This is a genomic window from Microbacterium sp. MM2322, assembly GCF_964186585.1.
GTDB lineage: Bacteria > Actinomycetota > Actinomycetes > Actinomycetales > Microbacteriaceae > Microbacterium.
In genome coordinates this window covers 2559250-2575265 of record NZ_OZ075067.1, presented here as the reverse complement: position 1 = coordinate 2575265, position 16016 = coordinate 2559250, and the positions used below count along the sequence as shown (strand labels likewise).

Genomic DNA, 16016 nt, shown 5'->3' with positions numbered 1-16016 from the left:
ACATGAGCAACGCACCTGCCGCGGTGGCTGGCAAGATCCAGCCCCGCCTGAAGCAGAAGTACCAGGCCGAGATCAAGAAGGCCCTGCAGGAGGAGTTCGGTTACGCGAACGTCATGCAGATCCCCGGTCTCGTCAAGGTCGTCGTCAACACCGGTGTCGGTGAGGCTGCGCGCGACAGCAAGGTGATCGATGGTGCGGTCGACGACCTCACCAAGATCACCGGCCAGAAGCCGGTCGTCACCAAGGCACGCAAGTCCATCGCGCAGTTCAAGCTGCGCGAGGGTCAGCCCATCGGTGCCCACGTCACCCTCCGCGGTGACCGCGCGTGGGAGTTCGTCGACCGCCTCGTCAACCTCGCCCTGCCCCGCATCCGCGACTTCCGCGGACTGTCGCCCAAGCAGTTCGACGGCAACGGCAACTACACCTTCGGTCTCCAGGAGCAGTCCGTGTTCCACGAGATCAACCAGGACAAGATCGACCGCGTTCGCGGTTTCGACATCACGATCGTCACGACGGCGAAGACGGATGACGAGGGTCGGGCGCTTCTGAAGCAGCTCGGCTTCCCGTTCAAGTCGGCCGACGCTCAGGCGTGATCCGATAAGATCGATCGTTCGGCCTCGGGGCGTGCTCCGGGGCCGAACGACTGCACAACTGAATATTGCTCATTCATAGAAGGTCGCCTGTCGTGTAACGGCAGTCGAAACCTCGTGACTAAAGGAACACACTTATGACGATGACAGACCCGGTCGCAGATATGCTGACCCGTCTGCGCAACGCGAACTCCGCGCACCACGACGCCGTCGCGCTGCCGAGCTCGAAGCTCAAGACGCACATCGCCGAGATCCTCCAGCAGGAGGGCTACATCTCCGGCTGGGAGGTCTCCGACGCTCGTGTCGGCCAGACCCTCACTCTGACCCTGAAGTACGGCCCGAACCGCGAGCGGTCGATCGCCGGCATCAAGCGCGTCTCGAAGCCCGGCCTTCGCGTGTACGCGAAGTCGAACGAGCTTCCCAAGGTCCTCGGTGGCCTCGGTGTCGCGATCCTGTCCACCTCCTCTGGCCTCCTCACGGACCGCCAGGCCGAGCAGAAGGGCGTCGGCGGGGAAGTCCTCGCCTACGTGTGGTGATCTGACATGTCGCGTATTGGACGACTTCCCATCGACATCCCCGCCGGCGTGACCGTTTCGGTCTCCGGCCAGGACGTCGCCGTCAAGGGCCCCAAGGGTGAGCTGGCGCTCACCGTTGCGCAGCCCATCGAGGTCAAGGTCGAAGAGAACCAGGTTCTGGTCTCGCGTCCCGACGACGAGCGCGAATCGCGTTCGCTCCACGGGCTCACCCGCACCCTCATCAACAACAACATCATCGGCGTGACCCAGGGCTACACCAAGGGCCTCGAGGTCGTCGGTACCGGTTACCGCGTCGCACAGAAGGGTTCGGCGGTCGAGTTCGCACTCGGCTTCTCGCACCCCGTGCTGGTTGAGGCTCCGGCGGGCATCACGCTCACCGTCGAGGGCAACAATAAGGTGACCGTAGCCGGCATCGACAAGCAGGCCGTCGGCGAGGCCGCCGCCAACATCCGCAAGATCCGTAAGCCGGAGCCCTACAAGGGCAAGGGTGTGCGGTACGCGGGCGAGGTCGTTCGCCGCAAGGCCGGAAAGAGTGGTAAGTAACCATGGCTCTTAAGTCGAAGTCCGACGCACGTTCGCGTCGTCACGCCCGTCTTCGTAAGAAGATCGTGGGCACCGAGGGGCGTCCGCGCCTCGTCGTGACCCGCTCCGCCCGCCACGTCTTCGTTCAGCTCGTCGACGACAGCAAGGGCACCACGCTGGCCTCCGCCTCGACTCTCGAGTCGGGCCTGCGCACGTTCGAGGGTGACAAGACCGCCAAGGCCCGCAAGGTCGGCGAACTCGTCGCTGAGCGTGCCAAGGCTGCTGGCATCGAGACGGTCGTGTTCGACCGCGGCGGCAACCGCTACGCGGGCCGCGTCGCTGCGATCGCCGACGGCGCTCGCGAAGGAGGTCTGAACCTGTGACCGAGAACAAGGAGAACGAAGTGACCGCGACCGAGCAGCCCGCTGCGGCTGCAGCTACGGCCGAGGCTCCCGCCGAGCGCGAGCGCGAGCCGCGCCGCGGTGGCCGCGAGCGCAGCCAGACCCGCGACCGCAACTCGCGCGACCGGGGCGACAACCAGTTCCTCGAGCGCGTCGTCACCATCAACCGTGTGTCCAAGGTCGTCAAGGGTGGTCGTCGCTTCAGCTTCACCGCGCTCGTCGTCGTGGGCGATGGCAACGGTCTCGTCGGTGTCGGCTACGGCAAGGCGCGCGAAGTCCCCCTCGCCATCTCCAAGGGTGTCGAAGAGGCCAAGCGCAACTTCTTCCGCGTGCCGCGCGTCGGCTCCAGCATCCCGCACCCCGTCCAGGGTGAGGCTGCCGCCGGTGTCGTGCTGCTTCGTCCGGCTGCTGCCGGTACCGGTGTTATCGCCGGTGGCCCGGTTCGCGCCGTGCTCGAGTGCGCCGGTATCCACGACGTGCTGTCGAAGTCGCTGGGTTCGTCGAACACGATCAACATCGTGCACGCGACCGTCGCAGCGCTGAAGCAGCTCGAAGAGCCGCGCGCCGTCGCTGCGCGTCGTGGTCTCGACTTCGACCAGGTCGCGCCCGCGCGTCTGGTGCGTGCCGAGGCTGACGCCGTCAAGGCTGCAAAGGCGGGTGCATGATGGCTGCTCGTCTGAAGGTGACCCAGGTCAAGTCCAAGGTGAGCGAAAAGCAGAACCAGCGTGACACGCTGCGTTCGCTCGGTCTGAAGCGGATCAACGACTCCGTCGTTCGTCCGGATGACGCGCAGACGCGCGGTTACATCAAGACCGTCGCGCACCTCGTGAAGGTTGAGGAGATCGACTGATGGCTGAGAAGAAGGACGAGACGGTCGAGACCGTCGAGCCCAAGGCCAAGAAGCCGGCAACCCGGAAGGCTGCGGCCAAGCCCGCAGCTGACAAGGCTGCCCCAAAGAAGGATGCGGCACGCCCCGGCGTGCTGAAGGTCCACCACCTGCGTCCCGTCCCCGGGTCCAACGTCGCGAAGACCCGTGTCGGTCGCGGTGAGGGCTCCAAGGGTAAGACGTCGGGCCGCGGTACCAAGGGTACGAAGGCTCGTTACCAGGTCAAGGTGGGCTTCGAGGGTGGGCAGATGCCCCTCCACATGCGTACGCCGAAGCTGCGCGGGTTCAAGAACCCGTTCCGCGTCGAGTACCAGGTGGTCAACCTCGACAAGCTCGCAGAGCTCTACCCCGCTGGTGGCGATGTCACCATCTCGGATCTGGTCGCCAAGGGCGCCGTCCGCAAGAACGAGAAGGTCAAGGTGCTCGGCACCGGCGACATCTCGGTCGCGCTGACGGTCTCCGTCGACAAGGTCTCGGGTTCGGCCGAGCAGAAGATCGTCGCCGCAGGCGGTTCGATCAAGTAATCGCGCCTCAGGGGCCGGAGGGCAACCTCCGGCCCCTGTTGCCGTATGTTGGAGTGCGGCGCGCCTCGGCGAGCCCGGCATCCACTGGAGGAAATCCCCTTGTTCAGCGCCATCGCGCGGGTCTTCCGCACCCCGGATCTGCGTCGGAAGATCGGTTTCACGCTCGGCATCATCGCCATCTACCGATTCGGCGCGCACATCCCGGCACCGTTCGTCGACTTCCCGAACGTGAAGACCTGTCTCGACCAGTCGGGATCCACGGATGGGCTCCTCTCGCTCGTCAACCTGTTCTCGGGTGGCGCGCTGTTGCAGCTGTCGATCTTCGCCCTCGGCGTCATGCCGTACATCACGGGCACGATCATCGTTCAGCTCCTGCGCGTCGTGATCCCTCACTTCGAGACGCTGTACAAGGAAGGCCAGGCCGGTCAGGCCAAGCTGACCCAGTACACCCGCTACCTGACGATCGCGCTGGCGCTGCTGCAGTCGACCACCCTCGTCACCGTGGCCCGTTCGGGTCAGCTCTTCGGCATCACCGGCGTCGCCGAGTGCCAGCAGCTCCTCACCGACGAGGCCTGGTGGGCCCAGCTGCTCATGATCGTGACGCTGACCGCCGGCACCGGCCTCATCATGTGGATGGCCGAGCTCGTCACCGAGCGCGGCATCGGCAACGGCATGTCGCTCCTGATCTTCACCTCCATCGCCGCGACCTTCCCCTCCGCCCTGTGGAGCATCGCGGTCGCCCGCAGCTTCGAGATCTTCCTCCTCGTCCTCGCGGTCGGCGTCGCCACCGTCGCCCTCGTTGTCTTCGTCGAGCAGTCCCAGCGGCGCATCCCGGTCCAGTATGCGAAGCGCATGGTGGGTCGTCGCACGCTCGGGGGGAGCAACACCTACATCCCGATCAAGGTCAACATGGCCGGTGTCGTTCCCGTCATCTTCGCCTCGTCGCTCCTGTACATCCCGGCGCTCATCGCGCAGTTCAACGCGAACCCGGCGGCGAACGGCAGCGTTCCGGGCTGGGTGTCCTGGATCCAGGCGAACTTCGTCAACGGCGACCACCCGCTCTACATGGCGGTGTACTTCCTGCTCATCATCGGGTTCACCTACTTCTACGTCGCGATCACGTTCAACCCGGTCGAGGTGGCCGACAACATGAAGAAGTACGGCGGGTTCATCCCCGGCATCCGTGCGGGGCGCCCGACCGCGGAGTACCTCGACTACGTCCTCACCCGCATCACCCTGCCGGGTTCCATCTACCTGGGCCTCATCGCCCTGCTTCCGCTCCTCGCCCTCGCGACGGTCGGCGCCAACCAGAACTTCCCGTTCGGCGGCGCCTCGATCCTGATCATCGTCGGTGTCGGCCTCGAGACCGTGAAGCAGATCGACGCCCAGCTCCAGCAGCGCCACTACGAAGGACTCCTCCGATGACGCAGACCCCCGCCCGCCTCCTGATCATCGGCCCGCAAGGTTCGGGCAAGGGGACGCAGGGGGCTCGGATCGCCGATCATCTCGGGATCCCGACCATCTCGACCGGAGACGTGTTCCGCGCCAATGTCAAAGAAGGCACCGAGCTGGGGCTGAAGGTCAAGGCGCTCATCGCAGCGGGTGACCTCGTTCCGGACGACCTCACGAGCGAAATCGTCCGCGACCGGCTGACGCAGCAGGATGCCGCGCACGGCTTCCTGCTCGACGGATATCCGCGGAACCTCGGCCAGGTCGGTGATCTCGACGCGTTCCTCGACGGACGTGGCGAACCCCTCACTGCGGTCATCGAGCTTTCGGTTCCGCGCGCGGAATCGATCGACCGCCTGTCGCGTCGCGCGGCGGAGCAGGGCCGCGACGATGACAACGAGGAGTCGATCGCCAAGCGCCTGTCGATCTACGAGTCGGAGACCGCCCCGATCCTCGAGGTGTACCGCGAGCGCGGCATCGTCGACGTGATCGACGGAGTCGGCTCCCTCGATGAGATCACCGAGCGGATCACCGCCGCTCTGGCAGCGCGCGGCATCACCGCCTGATGGTCTTCCGCCGCTCCCTGTACAAGACGCCCGCGCAGCTGCGCGCGATGGTCGCACCCGGCCTCATCACCGCCGCCGCGCTGGATGCGGTGCGGCCGGCGGTGCGCGCCGGCGTCTCCACCGCCGAGCTCGACGCGATCGCAGAGACGGCGATCCTCGCGGCCGGGGCCGAGTCGAACTTCCAGCTCGTCCGCGGCTACCGTCACACGACGTGCATCTCGGTGAACGAGGAGGTCGTCCACGGCATCCCGGGCGACCGTGTTCTGCAGCCGGCTGACATCGTCTCGATCGACTGCGGCGCACAGTTCGATGGGTGGAACGGCGATTCCGCGATCACGATCGTCGTGCCCGACCCGGAGCGGCCCGATCTCGTCGCGCGGCGCCAGCGACTCTCCGACGTCACCGAGGGGTCCTTGTGGGCCGGGATCGCTGCGCTCGCCTCGGCGTCACGCGTGGGCGAGATCGGTGACGCGGTGCAGACGTATGTCGAGTCGTCGGGGGAGGGCTACGGCATCCTCCGTGACTACGTCGGCCACGGCATCGGTCGGAAGATGCACGAAGGTCCGACCGTCTTCAACTACCGCGTCGCCGATCTCGGGCCCGAGGTCCGCCCCGGACTGTGCGTCGCGATCGAGCCGATGATCGTCGCGGGCGACGAGGCGACCCTCGTGGAGGACGACGACTGGACCGTCAGCACCGTCGACGGCCAGGACGGCTCCCATTGGGAACATAGCGTCGCCGTGCACGATGGAGGGATCTGGGTGCTCACCGCGCCCGACGGCGGTGCCGCGGGTCTTGCCCGATTCGGCGTCACCCCGGCCCCCATTTCTTGAGAGGACACCCCCATGGCGACGGCCGTGCGCAAAACGAACTGGTTCGCGATCTGGATCAGCGTGGGGGTGGTGATCGTCCTGGTGGGCGTCGTCGCCGTCGTCGCCGTCCTGAACTCACGGGCGACCGATCCGGGCCCGGTGCCTGCGGCGAGCGGCATCAACCGCGAGACCGGTGCGGTCACCTTCGGTAAGGGACCCGACAAGGTCTCGACCTGGGTCGACTTCATGTGCCCCTACTGCGGCCAGTTCGAAGAGACCGAGGGCAAGACCATCGCCGGCCTCGTCGACGACGGCAGCATCACCCTCGAGGTCCACCCCGTCACGATCCTCGACCGTCAGTCGCAGGGTACGGAGTACTCGAGCCGTGCGGCATCCGCCTTCTACGCGGTCGCCGAGGCGGATCCCGACAACGCCTATGCGTTCTTCCGGGCGCTGTACGACAACCGGCCCGAGGAGCAGACGCCCGGTCTCACGGACGAGGAACTCATCAAGATCGCCAAGGACTCCGGCGTCACGATGACCGCGAAGCTCGAGAAGTCGATCAAGGACCACGAGTACGTCGGGTTCGCTCAGTCGCAGAAACTCCCCGAGGGAGCGACGGGTACGCCGACGCTCATGGTGAACGATCAGCTCGTCCCGGTCACGTACGACCCCAAGAAGGACATCCTCGCGAACATCTCGTCGCGCTGACTCGACGGCTCCCCGCCCGAGTGGCGGGGCGTCTCGATATCACGTACACTAAATCTTTGGTGCGTTGCGCCTGTTTCGGCGTGTCACCACAATCCCCACTCACCGCAGACCGACCGGTCTGCCAACTGTAAGCGAGCGTATGGCGAAGAAAGACGGTGTCATCGAGATCGAGGGCGTGATCTCCGAGGCTCTGCCGAACGCGATGTTCCGCGTCGAGCTCAGCAACGGTCACAAGGTCCTGGCCACGATCTCCGGCAAGATGCGGCAGAACTACATCCGCATCATCCCCGAGGACCGTGTGGTCGTGGAGCTTTCGCCCTACGACCTGACTCGCGGCCGCATCGTTTACCGCTACCGCTAGACCGGTCGAGAAGTAACGCCTCGCTCCTCTCGGAGCGGCGGCGAAGACAGCGAATCAGGAACATCATGAAGGTCAACCCCTCCGTCAAGCCCATCTGCGACCACTGCAAGGTCATCCGCCGCCACGGTCGCGTCATGGTCATCTGCAAGTCGAACCCGCGTCACAAGCAGCGCCAGGGCTGATGGGATGCCGCGCCTCGCGCGGCCCGCAGGCTCACAACTGAACACATCTCGGCAGGATCAGAACCCGCTCAGCGGGGGACACCTCGGGTCGGAGGCCCGAGCACCGATCCTGCTCCACACCTCCACCAACTCCTAGGAGACACCGCATGGCACGTCTTGCCGGCGTTGACATCCCGCGTGACAAGCGCGTGGTGATCGCCCTCACCTACATCTACGGCATCGGCCGTACCCGCTCCGTCGAGATCCTCAGCGCGACCGGAATCGACGAGTCGATCCGCGTCAAGGACCTCTCCGACGAGCAGCTCATCGCCTTGCGCGACCACATCGAAGGCGCCTACAAGGTGGAGGGTGACCTCCGCCGTGAGGTTGCCGCAGACATCCGCCGCAAGGTTGAGATCGGCTCGTACGAGGGCATCCGCCACCGTCGCGGCCTGCCTGTGCGCGGCCAGCGCACGAAGACCAACGCGCGTACCCGCAAGGGCCCCAAGCGCACCGTCGCCGGCAAGAAGAAGGCGCGCTAAAGCGCCGCCGCCACAGGTTTAGGAGAACACTCACATGGCACAGGCCAAGTCCGCAGCGCGCAAGCCGCGCCGCAAGGAGAAGAAGAACATCGCGTTGGGCCAGGCCCACATCAAGTCGACGTTCAACAACACGATCGTTTCGATCACCGACCCCTCGGGTGCGGTCATCAGCTGGGCCTCCTCGGGTGGCGTCGGTTTCAAGGGCTCGCGCAAGTCGACCCCGTACGCCGCCGGCATGGCCGCCGAGTCCGCTGCGCGTCAGGCGCAGGAGCACGGCGTCAAGAAGGTCGACGTCTTCGTCAAGGGACCCGGCTCGGGCCGCGAGACCGCGATTCGTTCGCTGACCGCTGCCGGCCTCGAGGTCGGTTCGATCCAGGACGTCACGCCCCAGGCTCACAACGGCTGCCGTCCCCCGAAGCGCCGCCGCGTCTGATCTTCGACGGATGCCGGTGGCGTCGACGTGTGTCGCGCCCCGGCATCCCGGACACAACTCAACACTTCACCAACTGCACGTGTCATATAGCGGTCACGTGACTGAAAGGAACACATAGTGCTCATTGCACAGCGTCCCACTCTGACCGAGGAGAAGATCGGCGACTTCCGTAGCCGGTTCGTCGTCGAGCCCCTCGAGCCGGGCTTCGGCTACACGATCGGCAACGCGCTGCGTCGCAGCCTGCTGTCGTCGATCCCGGGTGCCGCGGTCACCAGCATCCGCATCGACGGCGTGCTGCACGAGTTCAGCACCGTCCCGGGTGTGAAGGAAGATGTCACCGAGATCATCCTGAACATCAAGCAGCTCGTCGTCTCGAGCGAGCGCGACGAGCCCATCACCGCGTACCTGCGCAAGACGGGTGCCGGCGAGGTCACGGCTGCAGACATCTCCGCTCCGGCGGGTGTCGAGATCCACAACCCCGACCTGGTCATCGCGACGCTCAACGACTCGGCGAAGTTCGAGCTCGAGCTGACGATCGAGCGTGGCCGCGGCTACGTGTCGGCGACCCAGAACCGCAACGAGTACGCCGAGGCCGGTCAGATCCCGATCGACTCGATCTACTCGCCCGTTCTGAAGGTCAGCTACCGCGTCGACGCCACCCGTGCCGGTGAGCGCACCGACTTCGACAAGCTGGTCCTGGACGTCGAGACCAAGTCGTCGATCACGGCTCGCGACGCTGTCGCGTCCGCCGGTCGCACGCTCGTCGAGCTGTTCGGTCTCGCCCGCGAGCTGAACGTCGAGGCTGAGGGCATCGAGATCGGCCCCGCGCCGGTCGCCGAGGTTCTGACGAACGAGCTGTCGATGCCGATCGAGGACCTCGACCTGTCGGTTCGCTCGTACAACTGCCTCAAGCGCGAGGGCATCAACACGGTGTCCGAGCTCGTCGCCCTCTCGGAGACGCAGCTCATGAACATCCGCAACTTCGGTCAGAAGTCGGTCGACGAGGTCAAGGACAAGCTTGTCTCGCTCGGTCTGTCGCTGAAGGACTCGGTTCCCGGGTTCGACGGCGCGCACTTCTACGGCGGCTACGACGACGAGACCGTCTGATCGGATCTCGGCCCGCCGAGTCCATTGACTGACTTTTTCCCCAGGAGTAATTGACATGCCCAAGCCCACGAAGGGTGCCCGCCTCGGAGGCGGCCCCGCACACGAGCGTCTGATGCTGGCGAACCTCGCCGCCTCGCTGTTCACGCACAAGTCGATCACGACGACCGAGACCAAGGCCAAGCGCCTGCGTCCGTTCGCCGAGCGTCTGGTCACGTTCGCCAAGCGCGGCGACCTGCACGCCCGCCGCCGCGTCCTCGCGGTCATCGGCGACAAGAGCGTCGTGCACGAGCTGTTCGCCGAGATCGCCCCCCTGGTCGCCGAGCGTGAGGGTGGCTACACCCGCATCACGAAGGTCGGCAACCGCAAGGGTGACAACGCCCCCATGGCTGTGATCGAGCTCGTTCTCGAGCCCGTCACGCCGAAGGCCAAGTCGACGAAGAAGGCTGCTCCGGCCGCCGCTGCGCCGGCCGCCGAGGAGCCCGCCGTCGAGGAGACCGAGGCAGAGGTGTCCGCTGAGGACGCCGGCGCCGAGTCGCCCGCTGAGGGTGCCGCTGCGGAAGCCGCCGCCGAGGATGCTGCCGCGTCCGAGGACGAGAAGGCCGACGAAGCCAAGTAAGACTCCCTCTTCGGAGGGAATCCGAGGGCCCGCCCCCGTTTCGGGGCGGGCCCTTTCTCGTCCCCGCGAGGCGTCTGAGCCCCGGCATCCGCTGTCCGGATCATGTTCTCTCGCCGAGGACACACGGTATGCGCGTGCGCATCATGTGTTCTCGGCGAGAGGACATGATGTCGACGGAAAGCGCGGCGACCCCAAGCCAGCGACCGGAACCGGGAGATCAGCGCGGCGTGGTGAAGGTGTGGCCGACGGCCCATTGCGCGAGCTCCAGGCGGTACTGGAGCTCGGCGCGTCTGTTCTCGACGCTGTCGATCGTGTCGGCGACGGCATCGGCGTAGAGCGTCCCGCCGGTCGCGCCGGGATGGATGCCGTCGCCCGCCAACAAGTCTTCGTGACGCGAGATCGCGGCTGACCAGTCGGCGATCGCGACTCCCGGCGTGTGCGCGGCGAATGCCTCGAGCTCCGCGTTGACGCCGGAGATCCAATCGCGCGGCGCATGAGCCGTCACGAGGACGAGGGTGCGCTTCGGGCCGACATCCTTCTTCAGGCGCACCAGCTCGTCCGAGCTGATCGACCCGTTGGTGCCGAGCCCGACGACGACGTAGTCGCGCAGCTCGCCCCGGGTGGCGAGATCGTCGACGATGCGAACGCCGGCGCTCATGGAGCGTGACACCTTCGCGTCGATGTCGACTCCCGGCATCCGGTCGAGGAGTCCGCCGGCGGAGGCCAGCATGACCGAGTCGCCCACCGCGGTCACACGGGCGCCAGCCACGTGAGCGGGCGCCGGAGGCGAGGGGCGGCCGTCGGGCGGCGTGCAGATCCCGTCCTCGTCGGCGAGGTGCGCCGAGGGGCATTCGGGTCGCAGCAGCGGGTCGCCGGGGCGGAGAGCAGCGCCGGGAAGGGTCGGGTGCTCTGAGGCGCCCGCTCCCGCCGCGAGCGCGGCCTGCCCGTTGACGACGACCGCTTCACTCGACGCCATACGGGGTGCGTCGGCAACGGCGGCCGTCGTTCCGGCGACGATGAGGATGCCGGCGGCAACCGCCGTGGTGGCCGTGAGACGGCGGACCGGGCCGCCGCGGAAGGCGCGGCCGACACCGCGGAGCGCAGCCCGGAAGCCGAGGCGCCGGACGGGTTGCTCGATGAAGCGGTACGACACCTCCGCCGCGACGACCGTGAGGACGAGCGTGGCAAGGGCGACCTCGACCGGGACGGCGACGTCGGGGGAGGAGCGGGTGGTCGCGACCGTCAGGAGGACGACGAGCGGCCAGTGCCACAGGTAGATGCCGAACGAGCGTTCGCCCACCCAGCGAAGCGGTGCGACGTCGAGGACGCGTCCCAGGCGCGACCCGGGACGGACCGCCGCGGCGATCGCGACGACGGTCAGGGCGGATGCCGCGAGGAGAAGGCCGGGGAAGGTCTCCGCACCGCGTCCCGGGGTGACGAACGCCAGCGTCGCGATCGCGACGATCGCGAGCGCGCCGACCCCCGCGGGAACGCCGCGTGCTCGCTCGGACGGCCGCGCGAAGGCCAGCGCGACCCCCATGAGCAGCCCGAAGGCGTGCGTGTCGGTCCCGTAGTACACGCGTGTCGCGTCGTCGCCGGAGAGGACGACGGCGGCGAGAGCGGACGCCGCGGCGAGAGCGATCGCGACGGGGACCCGCCCGCGCTTCAACATCAGCACGAGCGGCAGCAGGAGCGGCCAGAGCAGGTAGAACTGCTCTTCGACAGCGAGAGACCAGAGGTTCCGGAGCAGCTCCGGCGTGGAGGAGTCGAACGATCCGCCCCCGAAGTACGACGAGCCTGCGGCGACGGCGACCCAGTTGTAGGCGAACGTCGCGGCACCGGCCAACTGGCCGCCGAGGCCGACGAGCACGTCACCGCCGACCATCCACGCGAGGGAGGCGCACACGAGCACCATCACGCCGATCGCCGGCAGCAGCCGACGGGCCCGGCGGCGCCAGAAGTCCATCAGGCCGATACGCCCGCGTTCGTCGTGCTCGCGCACGAGCAGCGTCGTGATCAGGAACCCGGAGATCACGAAGAACACATCGACACCGAGGAAACCCGCCGGCAGCACCGGGAAGAGGTGGTAGACGACGACGAGCAGGACGGCGACAGCACGGAGTCCGTCGAGTCCTGACAGGCGCGCAGGAGTGGTTCGGGTCATGTCGGGGAGAGGCATCGAGGTCGGGGCCGGGGCGGGCGAATGCCGCGTTCAGTCTAAAGACGCATCCTGAGGACGCCCCGGTCCCTTCCGGCGCGGCGAGGCGAGGGATAGGTTGGCATCACCGAGACACGGACGAGCGCCGCAGACGTCACCGCGATCCGGAAGGCGCGTCGTCCCTCAGCAGAGGCGGACATCATGGCGGGCAACATCATCGTCGGAGTCACGGGGGCATCGGTCTCGCGCCGAGCCGTCGATTGGGCGATCGAGCGTGCGACACGACGGCGGCAGGCGATCGAGCTCGTCTCGGTCGTGGGCGGGGCGATCGGTGCCGTTGGTGAAGCCGAGGTTCTGGGTGCGGCCCAGACCGCGACGCAGCAGCTGCTCGACGGCGAGGCGAAGCGGGTGACGGATGCCGGTGTCCCCGTGTCGACCCGAGTCGAATCGGGCAACCCCGTCACGAAGCTGGTGGAAGCGTCGTCGGGTGCCGCCATGCTCGTCATCGGAAGCGACTACCGCGGTGCCGGAACGGGCCCCGCCCGCGGCGTCCACGGCATCCGGATCGCTGCGGGGGCCACGTGCCCCGTCGTCGTCATCCCGGATCGGGATCTCGGTGAGGGGATGGGCGTGGTGGTCGGGATCGACGGCTCGCCCGTCTCGGAGCACGCGATCGAGTTCGCCGCATCCGAAGCCGACCGTCTCGGTGAGCCGCTCATCGCGGTAAGCGTCTGGACGCCGGTGCACACGCCGCGGAACGCGATGGAGGTCTACCCCGACCTGTACCTCGCGAACATGCAGTCGACGACGGAGGAGGTTCTGTCGCTGTCGCTCGCCGGGCTCTCTTCCCGCTACCCGGATCTGCGGATCGTTCGACGGGTCGAGCGCGGACACCCGTCGCACGTTCTGGCGAGCATCGCGGCCGATGCGCGCATGGTCGTCGTCGGCACGCATGGGCGGGGTGCACTCGCGCGGTTCCTCCTCGGATCGATCAGCCAGGAGCTGCTGTCGCGCCTTCCCACGGTGACCGCCGTCGTGCGGTGACGCGGAAGTCCGGGCGACGTGCGAAAGTGAAGGCATGACCCACACCGACACCGTCCTCGTCATCGGCGAGGCGCTGATCGACATCGTCCAACACGAGGGTGGCGACGCCGAGTTCGTCGGCGGCAGCCCCGCCAACGTCGCCGTCGGAATCGCCCGGCAGGGGATCTCGGCGACCCTTCTCACGCGCCTCGGCCGTGACGACCGCGGTCGCCGCATCGCCGATCAGGTGACGGCGTCGGGCGCCGCGATCGACGAGTCCTCGTGGACGGATGCCGCGACGTCCACCGCGCGGGCGCGACTGCGTCCCGACGGGTCGGCCGCGTACGACTTCGACATCGTGTGGGCGCTCGACGCCGCCGCAGCGGATGCGGCCGCGGGTGCGGCATCCGTCGTCCATGCAGGTTCGATCGCGCTCTTCCTCCCGCCGGGGGGAGAGGTCGCCCTTGCGACGCTCGAGCGTGCGCGTCGCGCCGGCCGGATCGTGACGGTCGACCCGAACGTTCGACCCGCGCTCGTCGGTGACGACCCGCTGCCCGTCGCCGAGCGCGCCTTCGCGAGCGCGACCCTCGTGAAGCTCAGTGACGAGGATGGTGAGGTGCTCTATCCCGGGATGCCCGCCGAGCAAGTGCTCGAGACCATCGCCGCCCTCGGTCCGCGCGTCGTCGTGATGACGCGCGGCGGAGAGGGAGCGCTCGCGCTCGGTCCGGCGGGACCGGTGGACGTCGCCCCGCTCTCGGTCGAGGTCGCCGACACGATCGGAGCCGGCGACGCGTTCATGGCGAGTCTCATCACGAGCCTCGTGGACGACGCGGACCTGCTCGCGGGCGACGCCGATGCGCTGCACCGCGCACTTCGTCGTGCCGCGGTGACGGCGGGCATCACCGTGTCCCGCGCGGGCGCGAACCCGCCCACCCGGGCCGAGGTCGACGCGGCGCTCTGACCGGCCGCGGATAGGCTGACATCGTGCGCCTGCGGATCGATCTCGCCTACGACGGCACCGACTTCCGGGGCTGGGCGCGCCAGCCGAACCTCCGCACCGTGCAGGGCACGCTCGAGGCGGCGCTCGCGCGCATCCTCGGCGGCGACCCCCGCCTGGTCGTGGCCGGTCGGACGGATGCCGGGGTGCACGCGTCCGCGCAGGTCGCCCATCTCGATCTCACCGAGGGGCAGGAGCGTCGGCTGCTGTCGGGGCGTCACCCTGAGCCCACGGCGCTCGCCGCCCGCCTCAACGGCGTGCTGGGCCCGTACCCCGACGTCGCCGTGCACCGCGTCGACGTCGCTCCCGAGGGGTTCGACGCGCGCTTCTCGGCCGTGTGGCGGCGTTACGCCTACCGGATCGCTGACCGCACGACGGGCTACGACCCGCTCGAACGCGGCCGGACGACCTGGGTACCGGCATCCCTCGATGTGGACGCCATGGATGCCGCGGCACGCAGCCTCCGCGGACTCCACGACTTCGCCGCCTACTGCAGACCGCGCGAGGAGGCGACGACGATCCGGACCTTGCTCGACTACGGCTGGCGCCGCGACGAGTCGGGCATCCTGATCGCATCGGTCAAGGCCGACGCGTTCTGCCACAGCATGGTGCGCGCCCTCGTGGGAGCGTGCGTCGCGGTGGGGGAGGGGCGGATCGAGGTGAGCCGGGCGGCGGAGATCCGCGATGAGCTCGCGCGGACGAACGAGATCAAGGTGCTCGCTGCGCGCGGATTGACGCTGACCGAGGTCGGCTACCCCGCCGATGAGCTCTTGGCCTCACGAGCCGAGCAGACCCGCGCTCGCCGTGAGCTCGGCGCGCCGGACGCGTAGGCTCCGCACACGAAAAGGAACTCCCCCCGGGCCGTGACCCGGGGGGAGTTCCTGTTGCGATGGTTCGCGAGTGCCTTATGCCCGACGAGCGCGGCGCACCGAGGTGGCGACCGCGATGCTCGCACCGGCGAGAACGAGGACGCCGCCGCCGACCCAGAGGCCGAGGAGTGCGTCACCGTCGAAACCGGTGTTCTGCAGGACGCCGCCGCCGCCGGCGTTGCCGCCGTCAGTGCCGGTGCCCGAGCCCGTTGCGGCGACCTGGATGGTCGTCGAGGCGACGGTTCCGCTCTCCTGGCCCGTTGCGCTCAGCTCGTACGAGCCGGACGCGTTCTCGGGGAGAGTGACCTCGACCGAGGCGTTGCCCTCGGCGTCGGCATCCTTCGTCACGGAGGTCGACTCCACCGCGAACGCAACGAAAGCGAGCGTTGCGCCGGAGGCGTTCTCACCCGTGAGGGTGAAGGTCACGCCCTCGTTGGGTGCGAAGTCCGTGAAGCTGACGGTTCCGGCAGCGCCCGGGGTGAGGGCGCCCGGCGCGGAGACGACGATGGGGTCGGGGGTGTAGGCGCTCGCGACGGCCGGTGCCGCGAAGACCGCCGCGACGGCAAGGGCGAGAGCCGCCGATGCCTTGCTGATCTTGTTCTTCATGGTGACTGCTTTCGGTCGTCGGGAGTACGAGGCATGGACGGCAAAAAAAGATCCAACCGACCGCCCCTCGTTGGTTGGACATAGCCAGTATCCAGGAATCGCTCAGGATCGGCAAGGTAATCGGGTTTCGGTCTGGTAAACAACGC

At 67.8% G+C, this 16016-nt stretch carries 22 protein-coding genes; 20 read left to right on the top strand and 2 right to left on the bottom strand.

The features are described 5' to 3' along the window. Positions 1 to 2: 2 nt before the first annotated feature. The 17 genes from rplE to rplQ all read left to right on the top strand — a co-directional run bounded on the left by rplE (position 3) and on the right by rplQ (position 10217). Positions 3 to 593 carry a 50S ribosomal protein L5 gene (gene rplE, locus ABQ271_RS12575; RefSeq protein WP_349309083.1) on the top strand — a complete coding sequence of 197 codons (591 nt, stop codon included), beginning with the start codon at positions 3 to 5 and terminating at the stop codon, positions 591 to 593. 134 nt (positions 594 to 727) lie between these two features. Continuing rightward, positions 728 to 1126, top strand: a complete 399-nt coding sequence (gene rpsH / locus ABQ271_RS12570; RefSeq protein WP_349309082.1) for a 30S ribosomal protein S8 — start codon at positions 728 to 730, stop codon at positions 1124 to 1126. A 6-nt stretch (positions 1127 to 1132) separates the two neighbouring features. Further along, complete coding sequence (rplF, locus tag ABQ271_RS12565; protein WP_349309081.1) at positions 1133 to 1669, top strand: 50S ribosomal protein L6; 537 nt, start codon at positions 1133 to 1135, stop codon at positions 1667 to 1669. 2 nt (positions 1670 to 1671) lie between these two features. Further along, positions 1672 to 2031 (top strand): 50S ribosomal protein L18, encoded by a 360-nt coding sequence (gene rplR / locus ABQ271_RS12560; protein WP_349309080.1) that lies wholly within the window; start codon positions 1672 to 1674, stop codon positions 2029 to 2031. Next, positions 2028 to 2714 (top strand): 30S ribosomal protein S5, encoded by a 687-nt coding sequence (rpsE, locus tag ABQ271_RS12555; protein WP_349309079.1) that lies wholly within the window; start codon positions 2028 to 2030, stop codon positions 2712 to 2714. Before rplR ends, rpsE begins: the two co-directional genes overlap by 4 nt. Next, positions 2714 to 2899 carry a 50S ribosomal protein L30 gene (gene rpmD, locus ABQ271_RS12550; protein WP_020098644.1) on the top strand — a complete coding sequence of 62 codons (186 nt, stop codon included), beginning with the start codon at positions 2714 to 2716 and terminating at the stop codon, positions 2897 to 2899. The genes rpsE and rpmD overlap by 1 nt, the downstream gene beginning before the upstream one ends. Then, entirely contained in the window at positions 2899 to 3459 is a 561-nt protein-coding gene (gene rplO / locus ABQ271_RS12545; RefSeq protein WP_349309078.1) for a 50S ribosomal protein L15, read from the top strand. The genes rpmD and rplO overlap by 1 nt, the downstream gene beginning before the upstream one ends. Positions 3460 to 3558: 99 nt before the next feature. Beyond that, positions 3559 to 4884, top strand: a complete 1326-nt coding sequence (gene secY / locus ABQ271_RS12540) for a preprotein translocase subunit SecY (RefSeq protein ID WP_349309077.1) — start codon at positions 3559 to 3561, stop codon at positions 4882 to 4884. After that, the gene (locus ABQ271_RS12535; protein ID WP_349309076.1) at positions 4881 to 5474 is read left to right on the top strand and encodes an adenylate kinase; all 594 of its coding nucleotides are present in this window, start codon (positions 4881 to 4883) and stop codon (positions 5472 to 5474) included. The genes secY and ABQ271_RS12535 overlap by 4 nt, the downstream gene beginning before the upstream one ends. Next, the gene (gene map / locus ABQ271_RS12530; RefSeq protein WP_349309075.1) at positions 5474 to 6307 is read left to right on the top strand and encodes a type I methionyl aminopeptidase; all 834 of its coding nucleotides are present in this window, start codon (positions 5474 to 5476) and stop codon (positions 6305 to 6307) included. Before ABQ271_RS12535 ends, map begins: the two co-directional genes overlap by 1 nt. Positions 6308 to 6319: 12 nt before the next feature. Beyond that, positions 6320 to 6997 carry a thioredoxin domain-containing protein gene (locus tag ABQ271_RS12525; RefSeq protein ID WP_349309074.1) on the top strand — a complete coding sequence of 226 codons (678 nt, stop codon included), beginning with the start codon at positions 6320 to 6322 and terminating at the stop codon, positions 6995 to 6997. A gap of 139 nt (positions 6998 to 7136) precedes the next feature. Continuing rightward, a complete protein-coding gene (gene infA, locus ABQ271_RS12520) occupies positions 7137 to 7358 on the top strand; it encodes a translation initiation factor IF-1 (RefSeq protein WP_017201569.1) in 222 nt (73 codons plus the stop codon). A 65-nt stretch (positions 7359 to 7423) separates the two neighbouring features. Beyond that, positions 7424 to 7540 carry a 50S ribosomal protein L36 gene (gene rpmJ / locus ABQ271_RS12515; protein WP_005050492.1) on the top strand — a complete coding sequence of 39 codons (117 nt, stop codon included), beginning with the start codon at positions 7424 to 7426 and terminating at the stop codon, positions 7538 to 7540. 146 nt (positions 7541 to 7686) lie between these two features. Next, the gene (rpsM, locus tag ABQ271_RS12510; protein ID WP_349309073.1) at positions 7687 to 8061 is read left to right on the top strand and encodes a 30S ribosomal protein S13; all 375 of its coding nucleotides are present in this window, start codon (positions 7687 to 7689) and stop codon (positions 8059 to 8061) included. A 34-nt stretch (positions 8062 to 8095) separates the two neighbouring features. Continuing rightward, positions 8096 to 8494 carry a 30S ribosomal protein S11 gene (rpsK, locus tag ABQ271_RS12505; RefSeq protein ID WP_018171470.1) on the top strand — a complete coding sequence of 133 codons (399 nt, stop codon included), beginning with the start codon at positions 8096 to 8098 and terminating at the stop codon, positions 8492 to 8494. A 117-nt stretch (positions 8495 to 8611) separates the two neighbouring features. Then, positions 8612 to 9601, top strand: coding sequence for a DNA-directed RNA polymerase subunit alpha (locus ABQ271_RS12500; protein WP_349309072.1), 990 nt, complete (start codon positions 8612 to 8614; stop codon positions 9599 to 9601). A gap of 55 nt (positions 9602 to 9656) precedes the next feature. Next, positions 9657 to 10217 carry a 50S ribosomal protein L17 gene (gene rplQ, locus ABQ271_RS12495; RefSeq protein ID WP_349309071.1) on the top strand — a complete coding sequence of 187 codons (561 nt, stop codon included), beginning with the start codon at positions 9657 to 9659 and terminating at the stop codon, positions 10215 to 10217. A gap of 217 nt (positions 10218 to 10434) precedes the next feature. Here rplQ and ABQ271_RS12490 read toward each other — a convergent pair whose 3' ends face one another. Beyond that, complete coding sequence (locus ABQ271_RS12490; RefSeq protein WP_349309070.1) at positions 10435 to 12381, bottom strand: acyltransferase family protein; 1947 nt, start codon at positions 12379 to 12381, stop codon at positions 10435 to 10437. A 195-nt stretch (positions 12382 to 12576) separates the two neighbouring features. On the opposite strand from ABQ271_RS12490, the gene ABQ271_RS12485 reads away from it, so the two are divergent. The 3 genes from ABQ271_RS12485 to truA are packed head-to-tail and all read left to right on the top strand — an operon-like array spanning position 12577 to position 15225. Further along, the gene (locus ABQ271_RS12485; RefSeq protein WP_349309069.1) at positions 12577 to 13419 is read left to right on the top strand and encodes a universal stress protein; all 843 of its coding nucleotides are present in this window, start codon (positions 12577 to 12579) and stop codon (positions 13417 to 13419) included. A gap of 34 nt (positions 13420 to 13453) precedes the next feature. Next, positions 13454 to 14359, top strand: coding sequence for a PfkB family carbohydrate kinase (locus ABQ271_RS12480; protein ID WP_349309068.1), 906 nt, complete (start codon positions 13454 to 13456; stop codon positions 14357 to 14359). Positions 14360 to 14382: 23 nt separating this feature from the next. After that, positions 14383 to 15225 carry a tRNA pseudouridine(38-40) synthase TruA gene (gene truA, locus ABQ271_RS12475; RefSeq protein ID WP_349309067.1) on the top strand — a complete coding sequence of 281 codons (843 nt, stop codon included), beginning with the start codon at positions 14383 to 14385 and terminating at the stop codon, positions 15223 to 15225. A 75-nt stretch (positions 15226 to 15300) separates the two neighbouring features. Here the strand turns inward: truA and ABQ271_RS12470 are convergent, their stop codons facing one another. Continuing rightward, positions 15301 to 15870, bottom strand: coding sequence for a hypothetical protein (locus tag ABQ271_RS12470; protein WP_349309066.1), 570 nt, complete (start codon positions 15868 to 15870; stop codon positions 15301 to 15303). Between the last annotated feature and the right edge of the window lie 146 nt (positions 15871 to 16016).